The organism is Paenibacillus sp. FSL R5-0473 (assembly GCF_038004565.1).
In the GTDB taxonomy this organism is placed as follows: Bacteria; Bacillota; Bacilli; order Paenibacillales; family Paenibacillaceae; genus Paenibacillus; species Paenibacillus amylolyticus.
Genome location: NZ_JBBORL010000001.1, coordinates 5,212,642 through 5,231,436, shown reverse-complemented (window position 1 = coordinate 5,231,436; position 18,795 = coordinate 5,212,642). Strand labels below are relative to the sequence as shown.

The window sequence follows — 18,795 nt, the reverse complement described above, 5'->3', positions numbered from 1 at the left end:
GCTTCGAAAGAAACTTAAAAAAAGAGCTTGCAAAGTTGGTTCGGACATGATATTATATAAGAGTTGCTGAAGAGAACAACGTTCGGCAACGAAATAAGTTTGATCTTTGAAAACTGAACAACGAGTGAGTAAACATTCTGCTTGCAGAATGAACGCGAAAGTTTGAGACAAGCCTTGGCTTGAATCGACTGGAGCACAAATGAGATTTTTAATCTCGTCAGATTCAAAATGAGCTTATCGCTCTTTTCAATACTTTATTGGAGAGTTTGATCCTGGCTCAGGACGAACGCTGGCGGCATGCCTAATACATGCAAGTCGAGCGGACTTGAAGAGAAGCTTGCTTCTCTGATGGTTAGCGGCGGACGGGTGAGTAACACGTAGGCAACCTGCCCTCAAGTTTGGGACAACTACCGGAAACGGTAGCTAATACCGAATAATTGTTTTCTTCGCCTGAAGGAAACTGGAAAGACGGAGCAATCTGTCACTTGGGGATGGGCCTGCGGCGCATTAGCTAGTTGGTGAGGTAACGGCTCACCAAGGCGACGATGCGTAGCCGACCTGAGAGGGTGATCGGCCACACTGGGACTGAGACACGGCCCAGACTCCTACGGGAGGCAGCAGTAGGGAATCTTCCGCAATGGGCGAAAGCCTGACGGAGCAATGCCGCGTGAGTGATGAAGGTTTTCGGATCGTAAAGCTCTGTTGCCAGGGAAGAACGCTTGGGAGAGTAACTGCTCTCAAGGTGACGGTACCTGAGAAGAAAGCCCCGGCTAACTACGTGCCAGCAGCCGCGGTAATACGTAGGGGGCAAGCGTTGTCCGGAATTATTGGGCGTAAAGCGCGCGCAGGCGGTCATTTAAGTCTGGTGTTTAATCCCGGGGCTCAACCCCGGATCGCACTGGAAACTGGGTGACTTGAGTGCAGAAGAGGAGAGTGGAATTCCACGTGTAGCGGTGAAATGCGTAGATATGTGGAGGAACACCAGTGGCGAAGGCGACTCTCTGGGCTGTAACTGACGCTGAGGCGCGAAAGCGTGGGGAGCAAACAGGATTAGATACCCTGGTAGTCCACGCCGTAAACGATGAGTGCTAGGTGTTAGGGGTTTCGATACCCTTGGTGCCGAAGTTAACACATTAAGCACTCCGCCTGGGGAGTACGGTCGCAAGACTGAAACTCAAAGGAATTGACGGGGACCCGCACAAGCAGTGGAGTATGTGGTTTAATTCGAAGCAACGCGAAGAACCTTACCAGGTCTTGACATCCCTCTGATCGGTACAGAGATGTATCTTTCCTTCGGGACAGAGGAGACAGGTGGTGCATGGTTGTCGTCAGCTCGTGTCGTGAGATGTTGGGTTAAGTCCCGCAACGAGCGCAACCCTTATATTTAGTTGCCAGCATTTCGGATGGGCACTCTAGATAGACTGCCGGTGACAAACCGGAGGAAGGTGGGGATGACGTCAAATCATCATGCCCCTTATGACCTGGGCTACACACGTACTACAATGGCCGGTACAACGGGCTGCGAAATCGCGAGATGGAGCCAATCCCAACAAAGCCGGTCTCAGTTCGGATTGCAGGCTGCAACTCGCCTGCATGAAGTCGGAATTGCTAGTAATCGCGGATCAGCATGCCGCGGTGAATACGTTCCCGGGTCTTGTACACACCGCCCGTCACACCACGAGAGTTTATAACACCCGAAGTCGGTGGGGTAACCGCAAGGAGCCAGCCGCCGAAGGTGGGATAGATGATTGGGGTGAAGTCGTAACAAGGTAGCCGTATCGGAAGGTGCGGCTGGATCACCTCCTTTCTATGGAGAATCGTTTCCTGCAACGGAAACATTCAAATATGCAGCTTAGCTGCAAAACACTCACTCGTTGTTCGGTTTTGAGAGCTCAAACTCTCAAAACAGCTTGCTTTTGCATGGAGCTTGTTCTTTGAAAACTAGATATCGAAACGAAACAAACGCGAATTAGAACATTCCTTTAAGCTGAACTTGTGCAAACAAGTCAAGTGTATAAAGGTAGTTAAATTGCTTTTGTGAGGGTATCGGGTGAGAGCGACTTTTGGCTTTGCGCAAGCAAACCAAGGGAAGCGAGCGACCGAAACCGGAACAAAATGGTTAAGCTACTAAGAGCACACGGAGGATGCCTAGGCGCTAGGAGCCGATGAAGGACGTGGCGAACAACGAAACTGCCTCGGGGAGCTGTAAGCAAGCTTTGATCCGGGGGTGTCCGAATGGGGAAACCCAGCTGGGGTAATTTCCAGTTACTCATAACTGAATACATAGGTTATGCAGAGGCATACCAGGGGAACTGAAACATCTAAGTACCCTGAGGAAGAGAAAACAATAGTGATTCCGTCAGTAGCGGCGAGCGAACGCGGAGAAGCCCAAACCAGAGAGCTTGCTCTTTGGGGTTGTGGGACGTCTCACATGGAGTTACAAAGGAACCGGTTAAGCGAAGAGGTCTGGAAAGGCCCGCCAAAGAAGGTAAAAGCCCTGTAGTTGAAAGTCTGTTCCCTCCGAGACGGATCCCGAGTAGTGCGGGGCACGTGAAACCCCGTATGAATCCGGCAGGACCATCTGCCAAGGCTAAATACTTCCTAGCGACCGATAGTGAAGCAGTACCGTGAGGGAAAGGTGAAAAGCACCCCGGAAGGGGAGTGAAATAGAACCTGAAACCGTGTGCTTACAAAAAGTCAGAGCCCGTTTTAGGGGTGATGGCGTGCCTTTTGTAGAATGAACCGGCGAGTTACGTTCCCGTGCAAGGTTAAGGTGAAGAGCCGGAGCCGCAGCGAAAGCGAGTCTGAATAGGGCGATGTAGTACGTGGACGTAGACCCGAAACCGGGTGATCTACCCCTGTCCAGGGTGAAGGTGCGGTAACACGCACTGGAGGCCCGAACCCACGCATGTTGAAAAATGCGGGGATGAGGTGGGGGTAGCGGAGAAATTCCAATCGAACTCGGAGATAGCTGGTTCTCCCCGAAATAGCTTTAGGGCTAGCCTCGGAAAACAGAGTCGTGGAGGTAGAGCACTGATTGGGTGCGGGGCCCGCAAGGGTTACCAAGCTCAGTCAAACTCCGAATGCCATAGACTTACTTCCGGGAGTCAGACAGTGAGTGCTAAGATCCATTGTCAAAAGGGAAACAGCCCAGACCATCAGCTAAGGTCCCCAAGTGTGTGTTAAGTGGGAAAGGATGTGGAGTTGCACAGACAACCAGGATGTTGGCTTAGAAGCAGCCACCATTGAAAGAGTGCGTAATAGCTCACTGGTCGAGTGACTCTGCGCCGAAAATGTAACGGGGCTAAACACACCACCGAAGCTATGGCTTGATGCTTTGCATCAGGGGTAGGGGAGCGTTGTATAAGGGTTGAAGGTGTACCGTAAGGAGCGCTGGACATTATACAAGTGAGAATGCCGGTATGAGTAACGAAAAGATCAGTGAGAATCTGATCCGCCGAAAGCCTAAGGGTTCCTGAGGAAGGCTCGTCCGCTCAGGGTAAGTCGGGACCTAAGGCGAGGCCGAAAGGCGTAGTCGAAGGACAACAGGTCGAAATTCCTGTACCACCGTAAGCCGTTATGAGCAATGGGGGGACGCAGTAGGGTAGTGACGCGGACTGATGGATGTCCGTCTAAGCAGTAAGGCTGATGTGTAGGCAAATCCGCACATTGTAAGGCTGAGCTGTGATGGGGAGCGAAAATTATAGTAGCGAAGGTCATGATCTCACACTGCCAAGAAAAGCCTCTAGCCAGGTGATGGTGCCCGTACCGCAAACCGACACAGGTAGGCGAGAAGAGTATTCTAAGGCGCGCGGAAGAACTCTCGTTAAGGAACTCGGCAAAATGACCCCGTAACTTCGGGAGAAGGGGTGCCCCGGTAGTGTGAATAGCACGAGGGGGCCGCAGTGAAAAGGCCCAAGCGACTGTTTAGCAAAAACACAGGTCTGTGCGAAGCCGTAAGGCGAAGTATACGGGCTGACGCCTGCCCGGTGCTGGAAGGTTAAGGGGAGTGGTTAGGAGCAATCCGAAGCTGTGAACCGAAGCCCCAGTAAACGGCGGCCGTAACTATAACGGTCCTAAGGTAGCGAAATTCCTTGTCAGGTAAATTCTGACCCGCACGAATGGCGTAACGACTTGGGCGCTGTCTCAACGAGAGATCCGGTGAAATTTTAATACCTGTGAAGATGCAGGTTACCCGCGACAAGACGGAAAGACCCCATGGAGCTTTACTGCAGCTTGATATTGAATTTGGGTACGATCTGTACAGGATAGGTGGGAGCCTTTGAAACGTGAGCGCCAGCTTGCGTGGAGGCAACGTTGGGATACCACCCTGATCGTATCTAGGTTCTAACCTGGTACCGTAATCCGGTGCGGGGACAGTGTCAGGTGGGCAGTTTGACTGGGGCGGTCGCCTCCTAAAGAGTAACGGAGGCGCCCAAAGGTTCCCTCAGAATGGTTGGAAATCATTCGAAGAGTGCAAAGGCATAAGGGAGCTTGACTGCGAGACCTACAAGTCGAGCAGGGACGAAAGTCGGGCTTAGTGATCCGGTGGTACCGCATGGAAGGGCCATCGCTCAACGGATAAAAGCTACCCTGGGGATAACAGGCTTATCTCCCCCAAGAGTCCACATCGACGGGGAGGTTTGGCACCTCGATGTCGGCTCATCGCATCCTGGGGCTGAAGTAGGTCCCAAGGGTTGGGCTGTTCGCCCATTAAAGCGGTACGCGAGCTGGGTTCAGAACGTCGTGAGACAGTTCGGTCCCTATCTGTCGTGGGCGTAGGAAATTTGAGAGGAGCTGTCCTTAGTACGAGAGGACCGGGATGGACGTACCGCTGGTGTACCAGTTGTTCCGCCAGGAGCACCGCTGGGTAGCTATGTACGGACGGGATAAACGCTGAAAGCATCTAAGCGTGAAGCCCCCCTCAAGATGAGATTTCCCAGTATGTAAGACCCCTTGAAGACGACGAGGTAGATAGGCTGGGGGTGGAAGTGCAGCAATGCATGGAGCTGACCAGTACTAATCGGTCGAGGGCTTATCCAATAGCAAGTTGTAATTCGCGTGTTTCGTTTCGAATCTAGTTTTCAGAGAACGATCTCTGAATGTAAGCTATGCGTTTGGTGGCGATGGCGGAGGGGTTCCACACGTACCCATCCCGAACACGACCGTTAAGCCCTCTAGCGCCGATGGTACTTGGACCGCAGGGTCCTGGGAGAGTAGGACGCCGCCAAGCAATCTAAAGACACACTCGATATCATCAAGTGTGTCTTTTTGTTTTACTATTTTACACTGGCAAACAACTAACTTACAGATGAGACGAAATTAAGATTCTTCACTTATATGAAGACTTCCAATATTATTGATCAGACTATTAATGCTGATATACATACTTCCCTCTGTTCGACTTCTGATTCTTAGCTCCTTCAGCAACCTTTCAGTTGAATTTAACGTACGTTTCAGTGGGATAGGGTATAGTGAAGCTAAGTAAAGAGGGGGGAAATCATAATGAATATATCTTCTACAGCCAGCTCCACTACATCATACATATCGACATCTTCGAGTTCGGACAATTCAAGCAGCTTGGAGAAACAAAAGACGAAGCTTGAGGCTCAGCTGGAGAAAGTGCAATCCAGCAAGGACGATGAACAGACTAAGGAGACAAAGACCAAACAGCTTCAACAGCAGATCAAACAAATTGCGAACCAGATTGCACAGCAAAGCTCTCAAGGAGCCGGTACAACTGCTACGAAGGAGGCTCCACCTGCCCAACCACCATCCAATGGAATGGGAGTAGCTACCCCTAAGGAGATTGCAAACGCAACGACAGACAGCAATGGTCGATTTGATATACGTATCTAATTCCATCTAAATTTAGGATAAAACAAAAGCCCTGACCGATCTATATTGATCGTGCAGGGCTTTGTATATTAGTTTTTTAGATTATTTATGAGGTCTACCTACAGTTTATCTACGTTCCATTGATCTTCTATCTGTTGCTGTTATTATCTGTTAACATTACTCAGGACGCAACGCGTTTATTCGATCCGTAAGGGATTGTTTTCTATAGTACAAGGCTATGGTTGCGAGAACCAGCATTTCGGACAGCGGTACGGCAAGCCACACACCCGTGACACCAAAGAATGAAGGCAGGACTGCAATCAACGCAATCATGATAATCATTTCACGCGCAGCTGTAATCCAGATGGCCATTTTGGCATTACCTACAGATTGGAAATAGGTGCTCATGACAAAGTTAACACCCATAAACACATAGGCAAATGTAAATATACGTAATCCGTAAACGGCATTATCCGTTACGCCACTACTGAAGTTTCCAAAGATTTGCACGAAATAAGGTGCACCGATCTGAACAACAGCCAGTAACAATAGACCGCATGCTAGAGCCGTTTTGGTAGCTAAACGTATCGTTTGTTGTACCCGTTTAATCTGTTTCGCACCGTGATAATAGCTGATCAGAGGTTGGGCAGCAGACGCCAGACCCAGGAACGCTAACAGTACCACACCATGAATGTAGTTCAACACGGTAAAGGACGCTACACCATCGGTGCCTGCAATGCGGTCCATGGAGATATTGTGAGAGACAGAGAAGACCGACATGCCAAGTTCAGCCAGAAAGCTGGGGAAACCAATGAGCAGCAGGGAAGCCAGCAGTTTGTTGTTCCACTTGAACCGGGTGAACGTGAGATTATTTGTTTTTTTGAAAAAGTGAGTGAACAGAACAAGTAGCGCAAGAGACGCCGATACAATTGTACCGAGGGCCACACCGCGTACACCCCATTCGAGTACATACAATGTTATATAATTGATGATGATATTGGCTACAGCAAACGTAATCTGAGCGTACATCGACGTGTTGGGGTTCCCATCGTTTCGTACAAAGATAGAGAGTGCATTCTCAATGGTGAAAACAAACCCGAACAATAACATGATATTCATATAGTCTGAAGCAAACGGGAAGGTCTCGGCGTTCGCACCGAGGGAGTATACCAGTTTGTCTTTGAATGTAAATGCAACATATCCAATGGCTACCGTAACTAACATAATGAGCATAATGGATTTGGTGAAAATTTGTTTGGCTGAAGTGATATCTTTTCTACCCATAGCGTTGGAGTACAACGTTGCCCCGCCCATACCAATCCACAGCGACATGGCAACAAAGAGCGTGTAGACAGGTGAGGCAATGCCGATCCCGGCCATTGCGGTAGAACCCAGTTTGTGTCCAACCATAATGCCGTCGATAATAAAATTAAAAGCAACTACCAGCATCCCTAATACAGAAGGCACGAGGTAACTTATAAAAGCTTTACCTACAGATTGCCCTTCCAATGGATGCGTCCAATTCGTATTCATAATGACCTCCGTTAGTAAACTGAATGTTCATTCTGTATTTAATAATACTGAACGTTCGTTCTGTATGATAACACGCCATGAATTCTCTTGGCAACTTTTGCGTTTAAATATCGTTTATGTGATAGAGTAGGTGGATATTTATAAGGCGGGAGGAATCTCTTGATGAAACAAAATAAATACGATGAAGCTGAATTTTTCAATAACTACAGTAAGATGGCTCGTTCCGTTCAAGGGCTGGATGCAGCGGGGGAGTGGCATGAACTGCGGACTCTTTTGCCTGATTTGAAGGACAAGCGTGTGCTGGATTTGGGATGTTGGTTTTGGGTGGCACTGCCGGTATGCGCGAGAGCAGCAAGCGAGTTCAGTGATCGGTGTAGATCTGTCTGAAAATATGCTTCAGCGTGCTCGTGAAATGACGGACGACCCGCAGATCCAGTACAAGCAGCTGGCAATTGAAGATATTGATTTTGCACCGGGACAATTCGATGTTGTGATCAGTTCACTTGCTTTGCATTATATTGAACGGTTAGACACGGTGTACGCTAAGATCAATGATTTTCTCGTAGAAGGGGGCACATTTGTACTATCTTCCGAACATCCCATCTTCACCGCTCGCGTTGCGCAGGATTGGCATTACGGACCCGAAGGTGAAATCCTGCACTGGCCCGTGGATGATTACCATGATGAAGGGAAACGTGTGGCGAACTTTCTGAATCAGGATGTGGTTAAATATCATCGCACACTGGCAACACATCTCAATGAACTGATTAAGGCAGGGTTTGCTATTCAACAGGTAGCTGAATCCAAGCCATCGCTGGAGATGATGGAACAGGTTCCAAGCATGAGAGACGAGAATCGGAGACCGATGTTTCTGATGATTGCTGCGGTGAAAGCATAACGATGAAAATGATACGTTAGACTAGAGGGCAGAAAGAAACTGTGGAAGTGGAGCGTTCACCTAAAAGCTTTCTGATAGAGATTATTAACTAAGTAAACTTGAAGGGATCAGCGTGTTCAACGATGTTGAACATGCTGTTTTTTTATTTTGCTACAATAAATAAGAAATAATGTCCAAAACAGGGAACGAAACCACATTAGACTCAGTCATATTAAGTGAGGTGAACAAAAGTTGGATGATCAATTACTGGCACAGGCTCAGACCATAGACAATTACACACTTAGTAGCATAATGGATGACTACGGAAATGACGTCTGGAATTACGCTTATTTTCTGACCAAAAGTGCCGAACAGGCAGATGAATTGTCACAGGAGGTATTTATTCGGGCGTACTCGGGGATCGCTCATTATCGTGGAGATTGCTCACTGAAAACATGGCTGTTGACGATTACTAGGAACACCACTTTTACATATCAAAAATCCAGATTTTTTCGTAACAGTCTGTGGGGAGAGACGTTACCCATTGAGACAGAGCGTGGGGGTTCGAACCAAAGAGTCATGATTGCAGAGCAGCCTGCACATCCTTCGGCCGAGATGGAAGTGATGCGTAAGGAGCATATCCATGAAATCTGGGATATTGTTCTGGCGTTGCCAAAGAAGTTTCGGGAGATTCTTTTGCTGAATCTGAAATATGAGCTTACGACGAGTGAGATTGCTGAGATGTTGAAAATCAGCTTAGGCACAGTAAAATCCAGACTATCCCGAGGTAAGGAAAAGGTACGGAAACAATGGGAGGAGCGAAGCAAATGAGACACAAGGATGAGCAATGGGAAAAGGAAATCCGGAAGGGACCGTTTGCTTCGTCTCCTTTTACAGAGGATCACAAGCGAAAGGTGCTTCAACAGGTGGAGTGGATGAAGAAGTCGGAAGAGGAAAGCAAGGGAGATAGGCCAGAGGAGAGTTCCAGGTTATCCAGGCTGTTTAGACTGCAAGTGAACAACGCGTCACACAAGCGTCGCCCTAGAAGAGGGCCTCTTGTTGCCGGCACGGGTGCGTTGGTTATTGCTGCTGGATTGTTCCTATGGATCTGGGATGATGGACAGCTGGTGAGACCCGTGATCGAGCAGGTCTATCCGACAGCAGCGTTACAGTTATCCGATGGTTTGAACACAAATCTGCTAACCGACAAAATGAAAAAAAATGTTGCGACTACGATGCGAGATGATCTGGGTAAACAGCTGAAGATTACGAAAGTGGAAGATTTGCCTGTGTCCGGCAGAATATATGTAGAGGCTGGAAATGAAAGTGAGAAGGAGTATGCACAGATATGGCTCGATGCGACAACAGGAAATCTGCGTGAAGTAGGAATGAGACGTGAGATGCAGCCAAGCGAGCTGGAACACCGTTATCTGCGTCAAGTTCCATCGCTTTTGCAAAGTATAGGCATTACTCCAACGCTTAAACCTGCATCAGTCCAACGTTTTGTGAGTATGAAGCAAGGGGAATTGGAGCCGATATCACATACGACATTAGCGTTAGAGAATGAGACTGGCGATGGTTATGGGGAGATTGTATGGCAGCAGGACAAGGCTGTCTCGATCACAGGCGACCTTAGACCTGATCAAGTATCCCAGGCAGCGCTGACGGATGCCAGAAACGCGATTGAGGCTCTGTCTGGTAAAGCCAATCTTGATCTGGTAAGAGCAAGCCGAAGCGAAGATGATGAACTCGGTAAGGATACAGTCTTTTTTTCCTTTAAAGATAACTACTTTGTACAGATGACCGAAGGAAAAGCGGGCATGGGTTATACGGTTGGGGATGCTAATCACTATGAGCAAGACTTTGCAGACTGGGAAGAAATAGAGGCTTATTATCAGGAACTATATAACATACAGGAGTCTCTTCTTAGAGGAGAAGTAGAACCTATAATTAAAAAAATATTTAAAATGGATCTTCAAGCGTATAAACTTCACCGTAATCCTGACCATCCAGGCATGGTCACATTTGAACTGGAGTCGAGCAAGGATGTTTTTCAGGTTGAATACAGGGAAGATGGACGGATCAAGATGATCACCAGAGGCGAGTTATAGAGCTTGATCTTATATGTTACAATTTACTTCATAGATGGAATGTGTATAAGGAGATAACGATGAAATATTTGGTGAGTTCATGTCTGGCAGGGGTAGCTTGCCGTTACAATGGAACAGCGAGCCTGGATGAGAAGATTCAGGAGCTGGTGGAGCAGGAGCAGGCTAAGATGGTATGTCCGGAGCTGCTTGGCGGATTCTCCACTCCACGGGAACCAGCTGAAATTATCGGTGGCACGGGCAAGGACGTACTGGCAGGCACTGCAAAAGTGATCGAGAAAAGTGGCAAGGACGTCACAGAGTTGTATATTAAGGGAGCCTATCAGACGCTCGAATGGGCGCGAGAATTGAATGTATCTTGTGTGGTACTGAAGGAGTTTAGTCCGTCCTGTGGTACACAGATGATCTATGATGGGAATTTTGCCAATCAAAAGGTAACTGGAGAAGGTGTCACCTCAGCATTGTTGAGACAAGAAGGATATACCGTCATTTCTGAAAATGAGTGGATGGAGCAACTATAGGTCGAACAGATATCGTTTCATATTCACAGAAAAGCCGCTGGATTATATCCTGGCGGCTTTTTTGTTGTCTCCCATTACTTTTCTCATCAAATGAATAAAGTCGATTTTCCTGAAATGCTAACAAACAATATGGATACATACGATATAGATATAAGATATATAAGGCTATCTACTATTTAAAGTGGGGGAATAATCATGTCAATTCAGTCTAAGCCAAAAAATAAGAAAGGAAATAAACTCAAAGATATGAAATTAACAACAACGATGGTCATCATGACTGTGATTAGTCTAATCGGCTTGTTTACTGTTTTTCTGATTGGGATTTTCGGAATGAACGAAGCAAAAACGGGACAAGGCATCCTCTATAATGACCGCTTCCAGCATCAAACCAATGTTCTTGAATTGAAAAGTAATTTCTATAATATGCGCGCCAATTATACAAAGGTTCTTGATAATGCAGAGTATACCGACAAACAGTACGATCAGGTTCAGAAAGGTAAGAAGAGTATCACGGATGGTTTGAATGAATTTTCAGCAAGAACATTGGATACCAAAGAAAAAGAGATATTTGCAGATTTGGTAGCAAAGATGGATACATATTATCAGGATATTGAGCAAATCATGGATACCAAAAAGATGTCGGGCACCTACGATAGTGATGAGAGAGGAAGAATTAACAAAAGCAGTACAGCGATTGTGGAGACGATCACCCTGTTGAGTGCGCATAACGAAGAAGAGTCAGCCAAGCTCTATGCGGATACACAGGAAGTAATTCAGCAGCGAGCATTGGTGCTCGGTTCGGTTCTTTTGTTTTCACTTGCAGCACTCATTCTTATTTCATTTGTAGTGATTCGCAGTATACGTCAACGAATGAAAGCTATCACCCGTTATTGTGAAGAAATAACACAAGGCAACTTAACGGCATCCTTAGATCCGCATCTAACACAGGGAAATAATGAGATAAGTGTCATCGCACGAGCTATTCGTACAATGACCGATTCCACAACAAATGTCATTCGTGGTGTAGTTCAGGAATCTCATCATATCAACCAGGTTAGCGATCTTACCAACCAGAACATGGCTGGTCTGAATGAACGAATTCGTGAAGTATCAGCTACAGTTGAAGAGCTCTCGGCTGCAATGGAAGAGGCTTCAGCCCATACGGAAAATATGAATCATTCGGCTGCGGAGATGCAACAGGGAGCTGAATATATATCGGAACAGACATCTAAACAAGCAGAGTCCGCCTATGTGACCAGCACGAAGGCTGAAAAGTTGAAGCAGGAAGCCCGCGAATCGAGCCGAGCAGCCATAGACATGTATGATCATACGAGTAAGAAGATGTCAGAAGCGCTGGAACGTGCAACAGCTGTAGATCAGATTGGTATATTATCTCAATCCATTTTGGATGTTACGGCGCAGACTAATCTGCTTGCACTCAATGCATCCATTGAAGCTGCAAGGGCTGGAGAAGCAGGTAGAGGTTTTGCGGTTGTTGCAAGCGAGATTCGAAAGTTGGCTGATGATTCCAGACAGGCTGCCGATCAAATTCAGCAGGTCACGGAAGAAGTTATGCAGTCTGTGACCAATCTGTCCTCGAATGCTAAAGAGTTGCTATCCTTTATGTTCAATCAGGTTGGCAAAGATTATAAATTATTGGAGGATACAGCTGAACAGTATTATGTCGATTCCCTTGATCATGCCAATGCAGTTAAAGATCTCAATGCAACCTCACAACAAGTGACTGCAAATATCAAAATACTAGTGGGCTCCATTCACGAAATTGCATCAGCCAGTGAACAATCAGCCGCATCCAGTCAGGAAATCGCAGGACACATGGTCGCTTCTGCTGCGCAATCTGTGGAAGTAGTTAAACAATCTGATCAAGTCAAGGATAGTGCATTAAATCTGAATAAGCTGGTTCAAGATTTCAAGATTTAAAAGAAAAGAGTCATAGATAATCCACTAGGGCCATGTATGTGCCCAGTGGATTATTGCTGTCTTTCATTCAATACTTACTTTTATAAACCAAGAAACAATAATGTGCGTACTTTTAATTTATACACATAGGTCCTAAACTAATACTTGAGATGAAACCACTTTAACATTATTGTTCAACATAAAAAAAATATATTAAAGGACGTGGAGCTCCATGGAAGTTACAGCAAAGTCAAAGACAAAGGAAGACATCTTAAAGGCGTATCATTTCCGGCATGCAACAAAGATATTTGATGATACCCGCAAAATCTCGGATGAGGATTTCCAATTTATATTGGAAACAGGCAGATTATCTCCAAGTTCCATTGGCCTTGAACCGTGGAAGTTTCTGATTGTACAAAATCCAAACCTGCGTAAGCGTCTGTCCGAAGTCTCTTCCGGCGCTCAAAAGCAATTGGCTACAGCAAGCCATTTTGTTGTTATTTTGGCCCGGTCAGATGCCAGTTATAATTCTCCCTATGCGGAGTACATGTTGAAGGAAACAAAGGGAATGCCAAATAACGTATTTGAGCTAACAAGTGAGGCTTATGGAAAGTTTCAAAATAACCAGAAGATTCTTGATAATCCACGATCATTATTTGACTGGGCATCTAAACAAACTTATATTGCACTCGGCAACATGATGACGGCGGCAGCTCAGATCGAGATTGATTCTTGTCCAATCGAAGGTTTCAGCCGTGAGGGCGTCCACCGTATTATGGAAGAAGAGGGCTTGCTGGAAAATGGCGCATGGGGCGTCTCCATGATGGCAGCCTTCGGTTATCGGGCAGAGGAGCCCCAGCGTGAGAAGTCCCGACAATCCGTTGAGAAAATCACGCAATGGATTAACTGAATTCAGCATGAATCCAACATGAATTCAAAAAACGATTAGCTAAGATCTAACATTATAGATCAGGATCAAAGTAGAATCGAAACAGCCCGATATTTTCCACATGTTAGCAGGATGGAAAGGGCTGTTTTCTTTTTTATAAAAAGAACTTGAAATTACATAGATGTCTATGTATAATGAGGTCATGCCTAAATACAACGCAATTGCACTGATTGCAAGAATCAGAGACCATGTCAACAAACGGATTGTACACGAATTGGAACAGCATGAGGTAACAGGGATTGTTCCTTCTCATGGAGATGTATTGATGTTCTTGTACCGGGAAGAGACGCTGTCGATCAAGATGTTGGCTGAACGTGTTCAACGCACGCAACCAACGGTAACGGTACTGGTCAACAAGCTGGAGAAGCTTGGCTATGTTGAACGCAACAAGAGTGCGGAAGATAGCCGGGTGACGATTATTCGCCTAACCGAACAGGGGAAGCGACTCGAACCGATCTTCCATCAGGTATCAGAGCAGATTAATGACATCATCTATAGTGGCTTGTCCGATGAACAGTCGGAGCAATTGGAGAGCTTGTTATCCATTATTGTCCGAAAGTTATAATGAATGAACTCTTCTGTCTGCAACCCTTTCAGATTTGACTGGGGTGGAGGCAGAGGAGCCCAAATATTTTTTTGCCCATATACATAGATATCTATGTATGCGGGAGCGTATCAATGTAACCCCATTTTCGCAACCTAACTCAAACCAAACCTGGAGGGATTCACACCATGAAACATCTTATCGTATATGCTCACCCACACACAGACAGCTTGAATAACGCAATCCTCAATACTGCTGTAGAAGCTCTCGAAGCTCAAGGCCATGAAGTGGTTGTTCGTGACTTGTACAAACTTGGATTCCAACCCGTACTGACTGAAGCTGACACAGCTTCCATGCGTGCAGGACAGACACCACAGGATATCGCAACAGAGCAACAGTTTGTTACGGATGCAGAAGTTATCACATTCATCTATCCGATCTGGTGGACAGGTCTTCCTGCCATTATGAAAGGATATGTTGACCGTGTATTCGCCTATGGTTTTGCATATGCAGCAGGTGAAGCGGGAATCGAGAAATTGCTGACAGGCAAAAAAGGACTCATCATCAATACACATGGTACACCAAGTGAAATTTATGATCAGATTGGCATGACCGCTGGACTGAAATTAACTTCAGACGTAGGTATCTTCGATTTTGTAGGTATTGAAGCCGTAGATCATCTGCTCTTCGGTAGTATTGGATACCTGGATGCCCCCGCATATCAAGCCATGTTGGATCAGGTTAAACAGACGATTACAACCAATTTCTAATATGGATGTTGAATCCAGATACGGATTCCATATGATACCAGACCGACTCGATCATGAGTCGGTTTGTTTGTTCATGTGTTTGCAAAATGGATGAAAGGGGGTATAATTTACCCATGGAACCTATACTTATATTTAAAGCATTATCGAACGAGACACGTAGACAAATCTTGTTGTGGCTCAAAAACCCGGAGCAACACTTCCCACCGCTGGAACTATCTCAGCATCCGGATGGTGGCAAGAACGGAATCTGTGTTGGTACGATTCAAGTGAAGGCTGGACTGGCTCAGTCGGTTATCTCCAGTTATCTGCTGACTATGCTCAAGGCAGGGTTGCTGCTCTCCGAGCGAAGAGGACAATGGACGTATTATCGGCGCAACGAGGAGACAATCCGTCAGTTTGCCGAGTACGTACAGAACGAGTTATAAGCCGGATGCCGGAACGGAAGCTAGGATGCATATGCAGGCAGGGATTCCGTCCGGATGTAAACGGCTAGATTATGAACACATCACCATATCCAATTGCGATTTAATTAATCTATATATCTGGATATACAAAAATATAATCATCGAGGAGATTAAATGATAATGACTACTGAAAATACGGCTTCATCCCATAAAGAACATATTAATGACGTTAAGCTTTCCATTTTGGATCTGGCCCCCGTCGTTGTGGGTGCAACACCTGCTGATGCTTTGCGCAACAGTCTTGATCTGGCACAGCATGCAGAGCGTTGGGGATATCACCGTTACTGGGTAGCTGAACATCACAACATGCCGGGTATTGCTTCTTCCGCAACTTCGGTTGTTATTGGATATCTGGCTGGTGGAACCAAAACGATTCGTCTGGGTTCAGGAGGCATCATGTTGCCTAACCATGCACCGCTTGTCATCGCTGAGCAGTTTGGTACTCTGGAATCCCTTTATCCTGGCAGAATTGACTTGGGACTGGGTCGCGCACCAGGTAGTGACCGCCGTACATCGCTTGCACTACGTAAAGATCTGAACAGTGGGGAAGATTTCCCTGAGCTTTTGGCAGAACTCAGAGCATACTTTGATGCTTCGGCGACATCTTATCATGCGCCTGTTCGCGCAGTTCCTGGAGAAGGATTAAATATTCCAATTTACCTCTTGGGGTCCAGTGATTTCAGTGCACGTCTGGCAGGTCAGCTGGGATTGCCGTTTGCTTTTGCCAGCCACTTCTCGCCCGATTACACCCGGATTGCACTGGAAACGTATCGAAACAACTTCCAACCATCTGATAGCTTGAAGGAGCCACATGTGATTGTTGGTGTTAACGCCGTTGTTGCGGATACAGACGAGGAAGCAGCATGGCTGGGTACAACGATGCAACAGCAGTTCCTGAACATTATTCGCGGCACAACGGGATTGGTACAGCCTCCGGCAGAGATGGAAGGCAAATGGACGGATCGTGAGAAAGCTGGTGTTGAGCAGACGCTGAAGGCAGCTGTTAATGGTTCACCAGAAACCGTACGTGGACAGTTGGAATCTTTCATTCGGCAGACGCAGGCAGATGAGCTGATTATTACGTCGATGATCTATGATCATAAGGCACGTCTGCATTCCTATGAGTTAATCGCACAATTAGCAGGAAAAGCTTAATCTTCATTTTTCAGCATAAAAGCTGGCTTATTGGTAGGGTATAGCTATAAATTTACGGTTCGTCTCCCAGTGAGGCGGGCCGTTTTTGAATAGGGAGAATTTGCAAATGATTCGTGTGGGGCAGAAGACTCATTTTGGGGTAAAATGACTTTACCGGTTTAATTTGAAACGGTTAAACAGCACCATACGTATAAATCCAGAGTGTTATACATATGTTGGCTTGTACAAGGTATTTTTTTCGTGTGTGGGCATTTATTTAGCTTTATAGTTTAGTTTTGATTAAGAGTCATAAGAGAGGACGACACGCCTATGGAGCAACCTGAGCAACCCCGCGTTTGGCCGGAGCGGTTCAAGCGATTTTTTCTTAACAACAAGTTTGTCCTATTTCTGCTAATTCTGCTGTTGGTGGGACTGAACGTGATGGTTCTGACCAAAGTATCCTTTGTTCTTCATCCGCTCGCAGTACTCATCAAAACAATTGTGCTACCTATTATTCTGTCAGGCATACTCTACTATCTGCTTAATCCGATTGTGGATGTGATGGAGCGGTGGAAAATTAAGCGCGGCTGGTCCATTCTAATCCTGTATCTTGCGATTGGAGGCATTCTGACCGTCGTAGTGCTGGCAGTCATTCCGGTTGTGCGTAACCAGATTGTGGGGCTGATTGAAAATTTCCCAACCTACAGTGAGACGGTAAAACAGCAGTTTGAGGAGCTTACGGGCAGTAAATTGTTCGGTCAGTTCCAGGAAACGGTGAATCTGAATTCGCAGGACTGGTGGGGAACAATCTCCCAAAAGGCTACTGAAATTCTGAACTCGACCTGGACCAAATTGGGCGGATTCCTCGGAGCTTTCACTGAGACCGTACTGTCCATCGTAACGGTTCCATTCATTCTGTTCTATCTGCTGAAAGACGGCAAGAAGCTGCCAGCGAAAATTCTGTCTTTCCTGCCGATCAAGAGCCGTACAGGTGCAATGCATGTGCTGGAAGACATCAATCACCAGATCAGTTCATTCATTCGTGGACAGATTATCGTCAGCTTCTGCATCGGTATTCTGCTCTACATCGGTTATATGGTCATTGGTCTGGATTATGCACTGATTCTTGCCATTATCGCATCGTTTACAAGTGTTGTTCCGTATCTGGGACCAGCAATTGCAATTACACCTGCGTTGATAGTGGCCCTGGTTACTTCGCCGGTGATGCTGCTGAAGATGGTTGCTGTATGGACAATCGTGCAGTTAATCGAGGGTAAATTCATCTCACCACAGATCATGGGCAAAACGCTGAAGATTCATCCCATCACGATTATCTTTGTCATTCTGACTTCGGGTAATCTGTTTGGAGTCGTGGGCATTCTGCTCGCTGTTCCAGGATACGCGGTGCTGAAAGTATGTGTATCACATATCTTCAACTGGTTTAAGGACAGATCGGGCCTGTACGACCCGAACAAGAACAATCTTTTATAACCGAAGTGGCAAGCTCCAATGGATAGTTAATCAGAAGATTTAGTCACTTTGTATCCTGTATAAAACGGTACCCTTACCAAGAAGAACCCCCGTCCATCGGCATATAGCCGAGAGGCGGGGGTTCTTCTGCATGAACAAGCTTGGCTGCTGCCTAGCTGTGTTTAATATGTTGGAGCGTTTGCAGGAAAATCTGCTCAATATGAGCATCATCCAGAGAGTAGTACACGGTCTTGCCTTCCTTGCGCCGCTTGACGATCCGCATGTTGCGGAGTGAACGCAACTGGTGTGAAATGGCCGACTGTCCCATGTCGAGCAGAACCGTCAGGTCATGAACACATAATTCCTTCTGTAACAGCGCATCAATAATACGTAGACGTGTGGGGTCGCTGAATGCCTTGAACCAATCTGCCATCTCGGAAGAGGTCTCCCGATCTATGAGTGAAGTACGAATCGTCTGCACGTCGGCTTCAGTACCTGAGCAGGCTGCATCACATTCGCTTGGTGCTTTAACCGGTTGTTCCATTTCCTATCACCGCCTATGTTAACTCAACATTTGCATAATTCGATTTAACCATTTGGTAAGTACAACAACTAGACGAATAAAACCATTTCGATCTAATTGTTGTTGATTGGAATTCACTGGTTC

The 18,795-nt window shown here is 46.4% G+C and carries 13 protein-coding genes, 3 rRNA genes and 1 pseudogene; 15 read left to right on the top strand and 2 right to left on the bottom strand.

The window, feature by feature from the left end; all coding sequences use genetic code 11:
* The first annotated feature begins 254 nt into the window (after positions 1-254).
* The 4 genes from MKY28_RS22895 to MKY28_RS22880 all read left to right on the top strand — a co-directional run bounded on the left by MKY28_RS22895 (position 255) and on the right by MKY28_RS22880 (position 5,859).
* Positions 255-1,807 (top strand): 16S ribosomal RNA (locus tag MKY28_RS22895).
* A gap of 310 nt (positions 1,808-2,117) precedes the next feature.
* Positions 2,118-5,043: ribosomal RNA gene (locus tag MKY28_RS22890) — 23S ribosomal RNA — on the top strand.
* 73 nt (positions 5,044-5,116) lie between these two features.
* Positions 5,117-5,233: ribosomal RNA gene (rrf, locus tag MKY28_RS22885) — 5S ribosomal RNA — on the top strand.
* The 16S, 23S and 5S rRNA genes sit together here, the layout of an rRNA operon.
* 272 nt (positions 5,234-5,505) lie before the next feature.
* Positions 5,506-5,859: a FlxA-like family protein gene (locus tag MKY28_RS22880; RefSeq protein ID WP_340937099.1), complete on the top strand. Its 354-nt coding sequence runs from the start codon at positions 5,506-5,508 to the stop codon at positions 5,857-5,859.
* 156 nt (positions 5,860-6,015) lie between these two features.
* Here MKY28_RS22880 and MKY28_RS22875 read toward each other — a convergent pair whose 3' ends face one another.
* The gene (locus tag MKY28_RS22875; RefSeq protein WP_340937098.1) at positions 6,016-7,371 is read right to left on the bottom strand and encodes an MATE family efflux transporter; all 1,356 of its coding nucleotides are present in this window, start codon (positions 7,369-7,371) and stop codon (positions 6,016-6,018) included.
* Positions 7,372-7,533: 162 nt separating this feature from the next.
* Here MKY28_RS22875 and MKY28_RS22870 point away from each other — a divergent pair.
* From MKY28_RS22870 to MKY28_RS22820, 11 genes and pseudogenes are all read left to right on the top strand, one after another.
* Positions 7,534-8,269: pseudogene (locus MKY28_RS22870) on the top strand (class I SAM-dependent methyltransferase).
* A gap of 231 nt (positions 8,270-8,500) precedes the next feature.
* Entirely contained in the window at positions 8,501-9,079 is a 579-nt protein-coding gene (locus MKY28_RS22865) for an RNA polymerase sigma factor (protein ID WP_340937097.1), read from the top strand.
* Complete coding sequence (locus tag MKY28_RS22860; RefSeq protein ID WP_340937096.1) at positions 9,076-10,359, top strand: hypothetical protein; 1,284 nt, start codon at positions 9,076-9,078, stop codon at positions 10,357-10,359. Before MKY28_RS22865 ends, MKY28_RS22860 begins: the two co-directional genes overlap by 4 nt.
* 59 nt (positions 10,360-10,418) lie before the next feature.
* Positions 10,419-10,877 (top strand): DUF523 domain-containing protein, encoded by a 459-nt coding sequence (locus MKY28_RS22855; RefSeq protein ID WP_340937095.1) that lies wholly within the window; start codon positions 10,419-10,421, stop codon positions 10,875-10,877.
* A 195-nt stretch (positions 10,878-11,072) separates the two neighbouring features.
* Entirely contained in the window at positions 11,073-12,818 is a 1,746-nt protein-coding gene (locus tag MKY28_RS22850) for a methyl-accepting chemotaxis protein (protein ID WP_340937094.1), read from the top strand.
* 211 nt (positions 12,819-13,029) lie between these two features.
* Positions 13,030-13,707: an NAD(P)H-dependent oxidoreductase gene (locus MKY28_RS22845; RefSeq protein WP_036614223.1), complete on the top strand. Its 678-nt coding sequence runs from the start codon at positions 13,030-13,032 to the stop codon at positions 13,705-13,707.
* 160 nt (positions 13,708-13,867) lie between these two features.
* The gene (locus MKY28_RS22840; protein WP_327196762.1) at positions 13,868-14,311 is read left to right on the top strand and encodes a MarR family winged helix-turn-helix transcriptional regulator; all 444 of its coding nucleotides are present in this window, start codon (positions 13,868-13,870) and stop codon (positions 14,309-14,311) included.
* Positions 14,312-14,478: 167 nt separating this feature from the next.
* Positions 14,479-15,060, top strand: coding sequence for an NAD(P)H-dependent oxidoreductase (locus MKY28_RS22835; protein ID WP_036668256.1), 582 nt, complete (start codon positions 14,479-14,481; stop codon positions 15,058-15,060).
* A 113-nt stretch (positions 15,061-15,173) separates the two neighbouring features.
* On the top strand, positions 15,174-15,485 hold the full coding sequence (locus tag MKY28_RS22830) for an ArsR/SmtB family transcription factor (RefSeq protein ID WP_036668255.1): 312 nt from the start codon (positions 15,174-15,176) through the stop codon (positions 15,483-15,485).
* Between the two features lie 159 nt (positions 15,486-15,644).
* Positions 15,645-16,679 (top strand): LLM class flavin-dependent oxidoreductase, encoded by a 1,035-nt coding sequence (locus tag MKY28_RS22825; protein ID WP_051449565.1) that lies wholly within the window; start codon positions 15,645-15,647, stop codon positions 16,677-16,679.
* A 309-nt stretch (positions 16,680-16,988) separates the two neighbouring features.
* Positions 16,989-18,149 (top strand): AI-2E family transporter, encoded by a 1,161-nt coding sequence (locus MKY28_RS22820; RefSeq protein WP_036614215.1) that lies wholly within the window; start codon positions 16,989-16,991, stop codon positions 18,147-18,149.
* A gap of 151 nt (positions 18,150-18,300) precedes the next feature.
* On the opposite strand, the gene MKY28_RS22815 is transcribed toward MKY28_RS22820, so the two are convergent.
* A complete protein-coding gene (locus MKY28_RS22815) occupies positions 18,301-18,672 on the bottom strand; it encodes an ArsR/SmtB family transcription factor (protein WP_036614212.1) in 372 nt (123 codons plus the stop codon).
* Positions 18,673-18,795: the final 123 nt, after the last annotated feature.

Coding starts and splice junctions, on each gene's coding strand:
- MKY28_RS22880 (WP_340937099.1), top strand. CDS start 5,506: ATGAATATATCTTCTACAGCCAGCTCCACTACATCATACATATCGACA.
- MKY28_RS22875 (WP_340937098.1), bottom strand. CDS start 7,371: ATGAATACGAATTGGACGCATCCATTGGAAGGGCAATCTGTAGGTAAA.
- MKY28_RS22860 (WP_340937096.1), top strand. CDS start 9,076: ATGAGACACAAGGATGAGCAATGGGAAAAGGAAATCCGGAAGGGACCG.
- MKY28_RS22855 (WP_340937095.1), top strand. CDS start 10,419: ATGAAATATTTGGTGAGTTCATGTCTGGCAGGGGTAGCTTGCCGTTAC.
- MKY28_RS22850 (WP_340937094.1), top strand. CDS start 11,073: ATGTCAATTCAGTCTAAGCCAAAAAATAAGAAAGGAAATAAACTCAAA.
- MKY28_RS22845 (WP_036614223.1), top strand. CDS start 13,030: ATGGAAGTTACAGCAAAGTCAAAGACAAAGGAAGACATCTTAAAGGCG.
- MKY28_RS22840 (WP_327196762.1), top strand. CDS start 13,868: ATGTCTATGTATAATGAGGTCATGCCTAAATACAACGCAATTGCACTG.
- MKY28_RS22835 (WP_036668256.1), top strand. CDS start 14,479: ATGAAACATCTTATCGTATATGCTCACCCACACACAGACAGCTTGAAT.
- MKY28_RS22830 (WP_036668255.1), top strand. CDS start 15,174: ATGGAACCTATACTTATATTTAAAGCATTATCGAACGAGACACGTAGA.
- MKY28_RS22825 (WP_051449565.1), top strand. CDS start 15,645: ATGACTACTGAAAATACGGCTTCATCCCATAAAGAACATATTAATGAC.
- MKY28_RS22820 (WP_036614215.1), top strand. CDS start 16,989: ATGGAGCAACCTGAGCAACCCCGCGTTTGGCCGGAGCGGTTCAAGCGA.
- MKY28_RS22815 (WP_036614212.1), bottom strand. CDS start 18,672: ATGGAACAACCGGTTAAAGCACCAAGCGAATGTGATGCAGCCTGCTCA.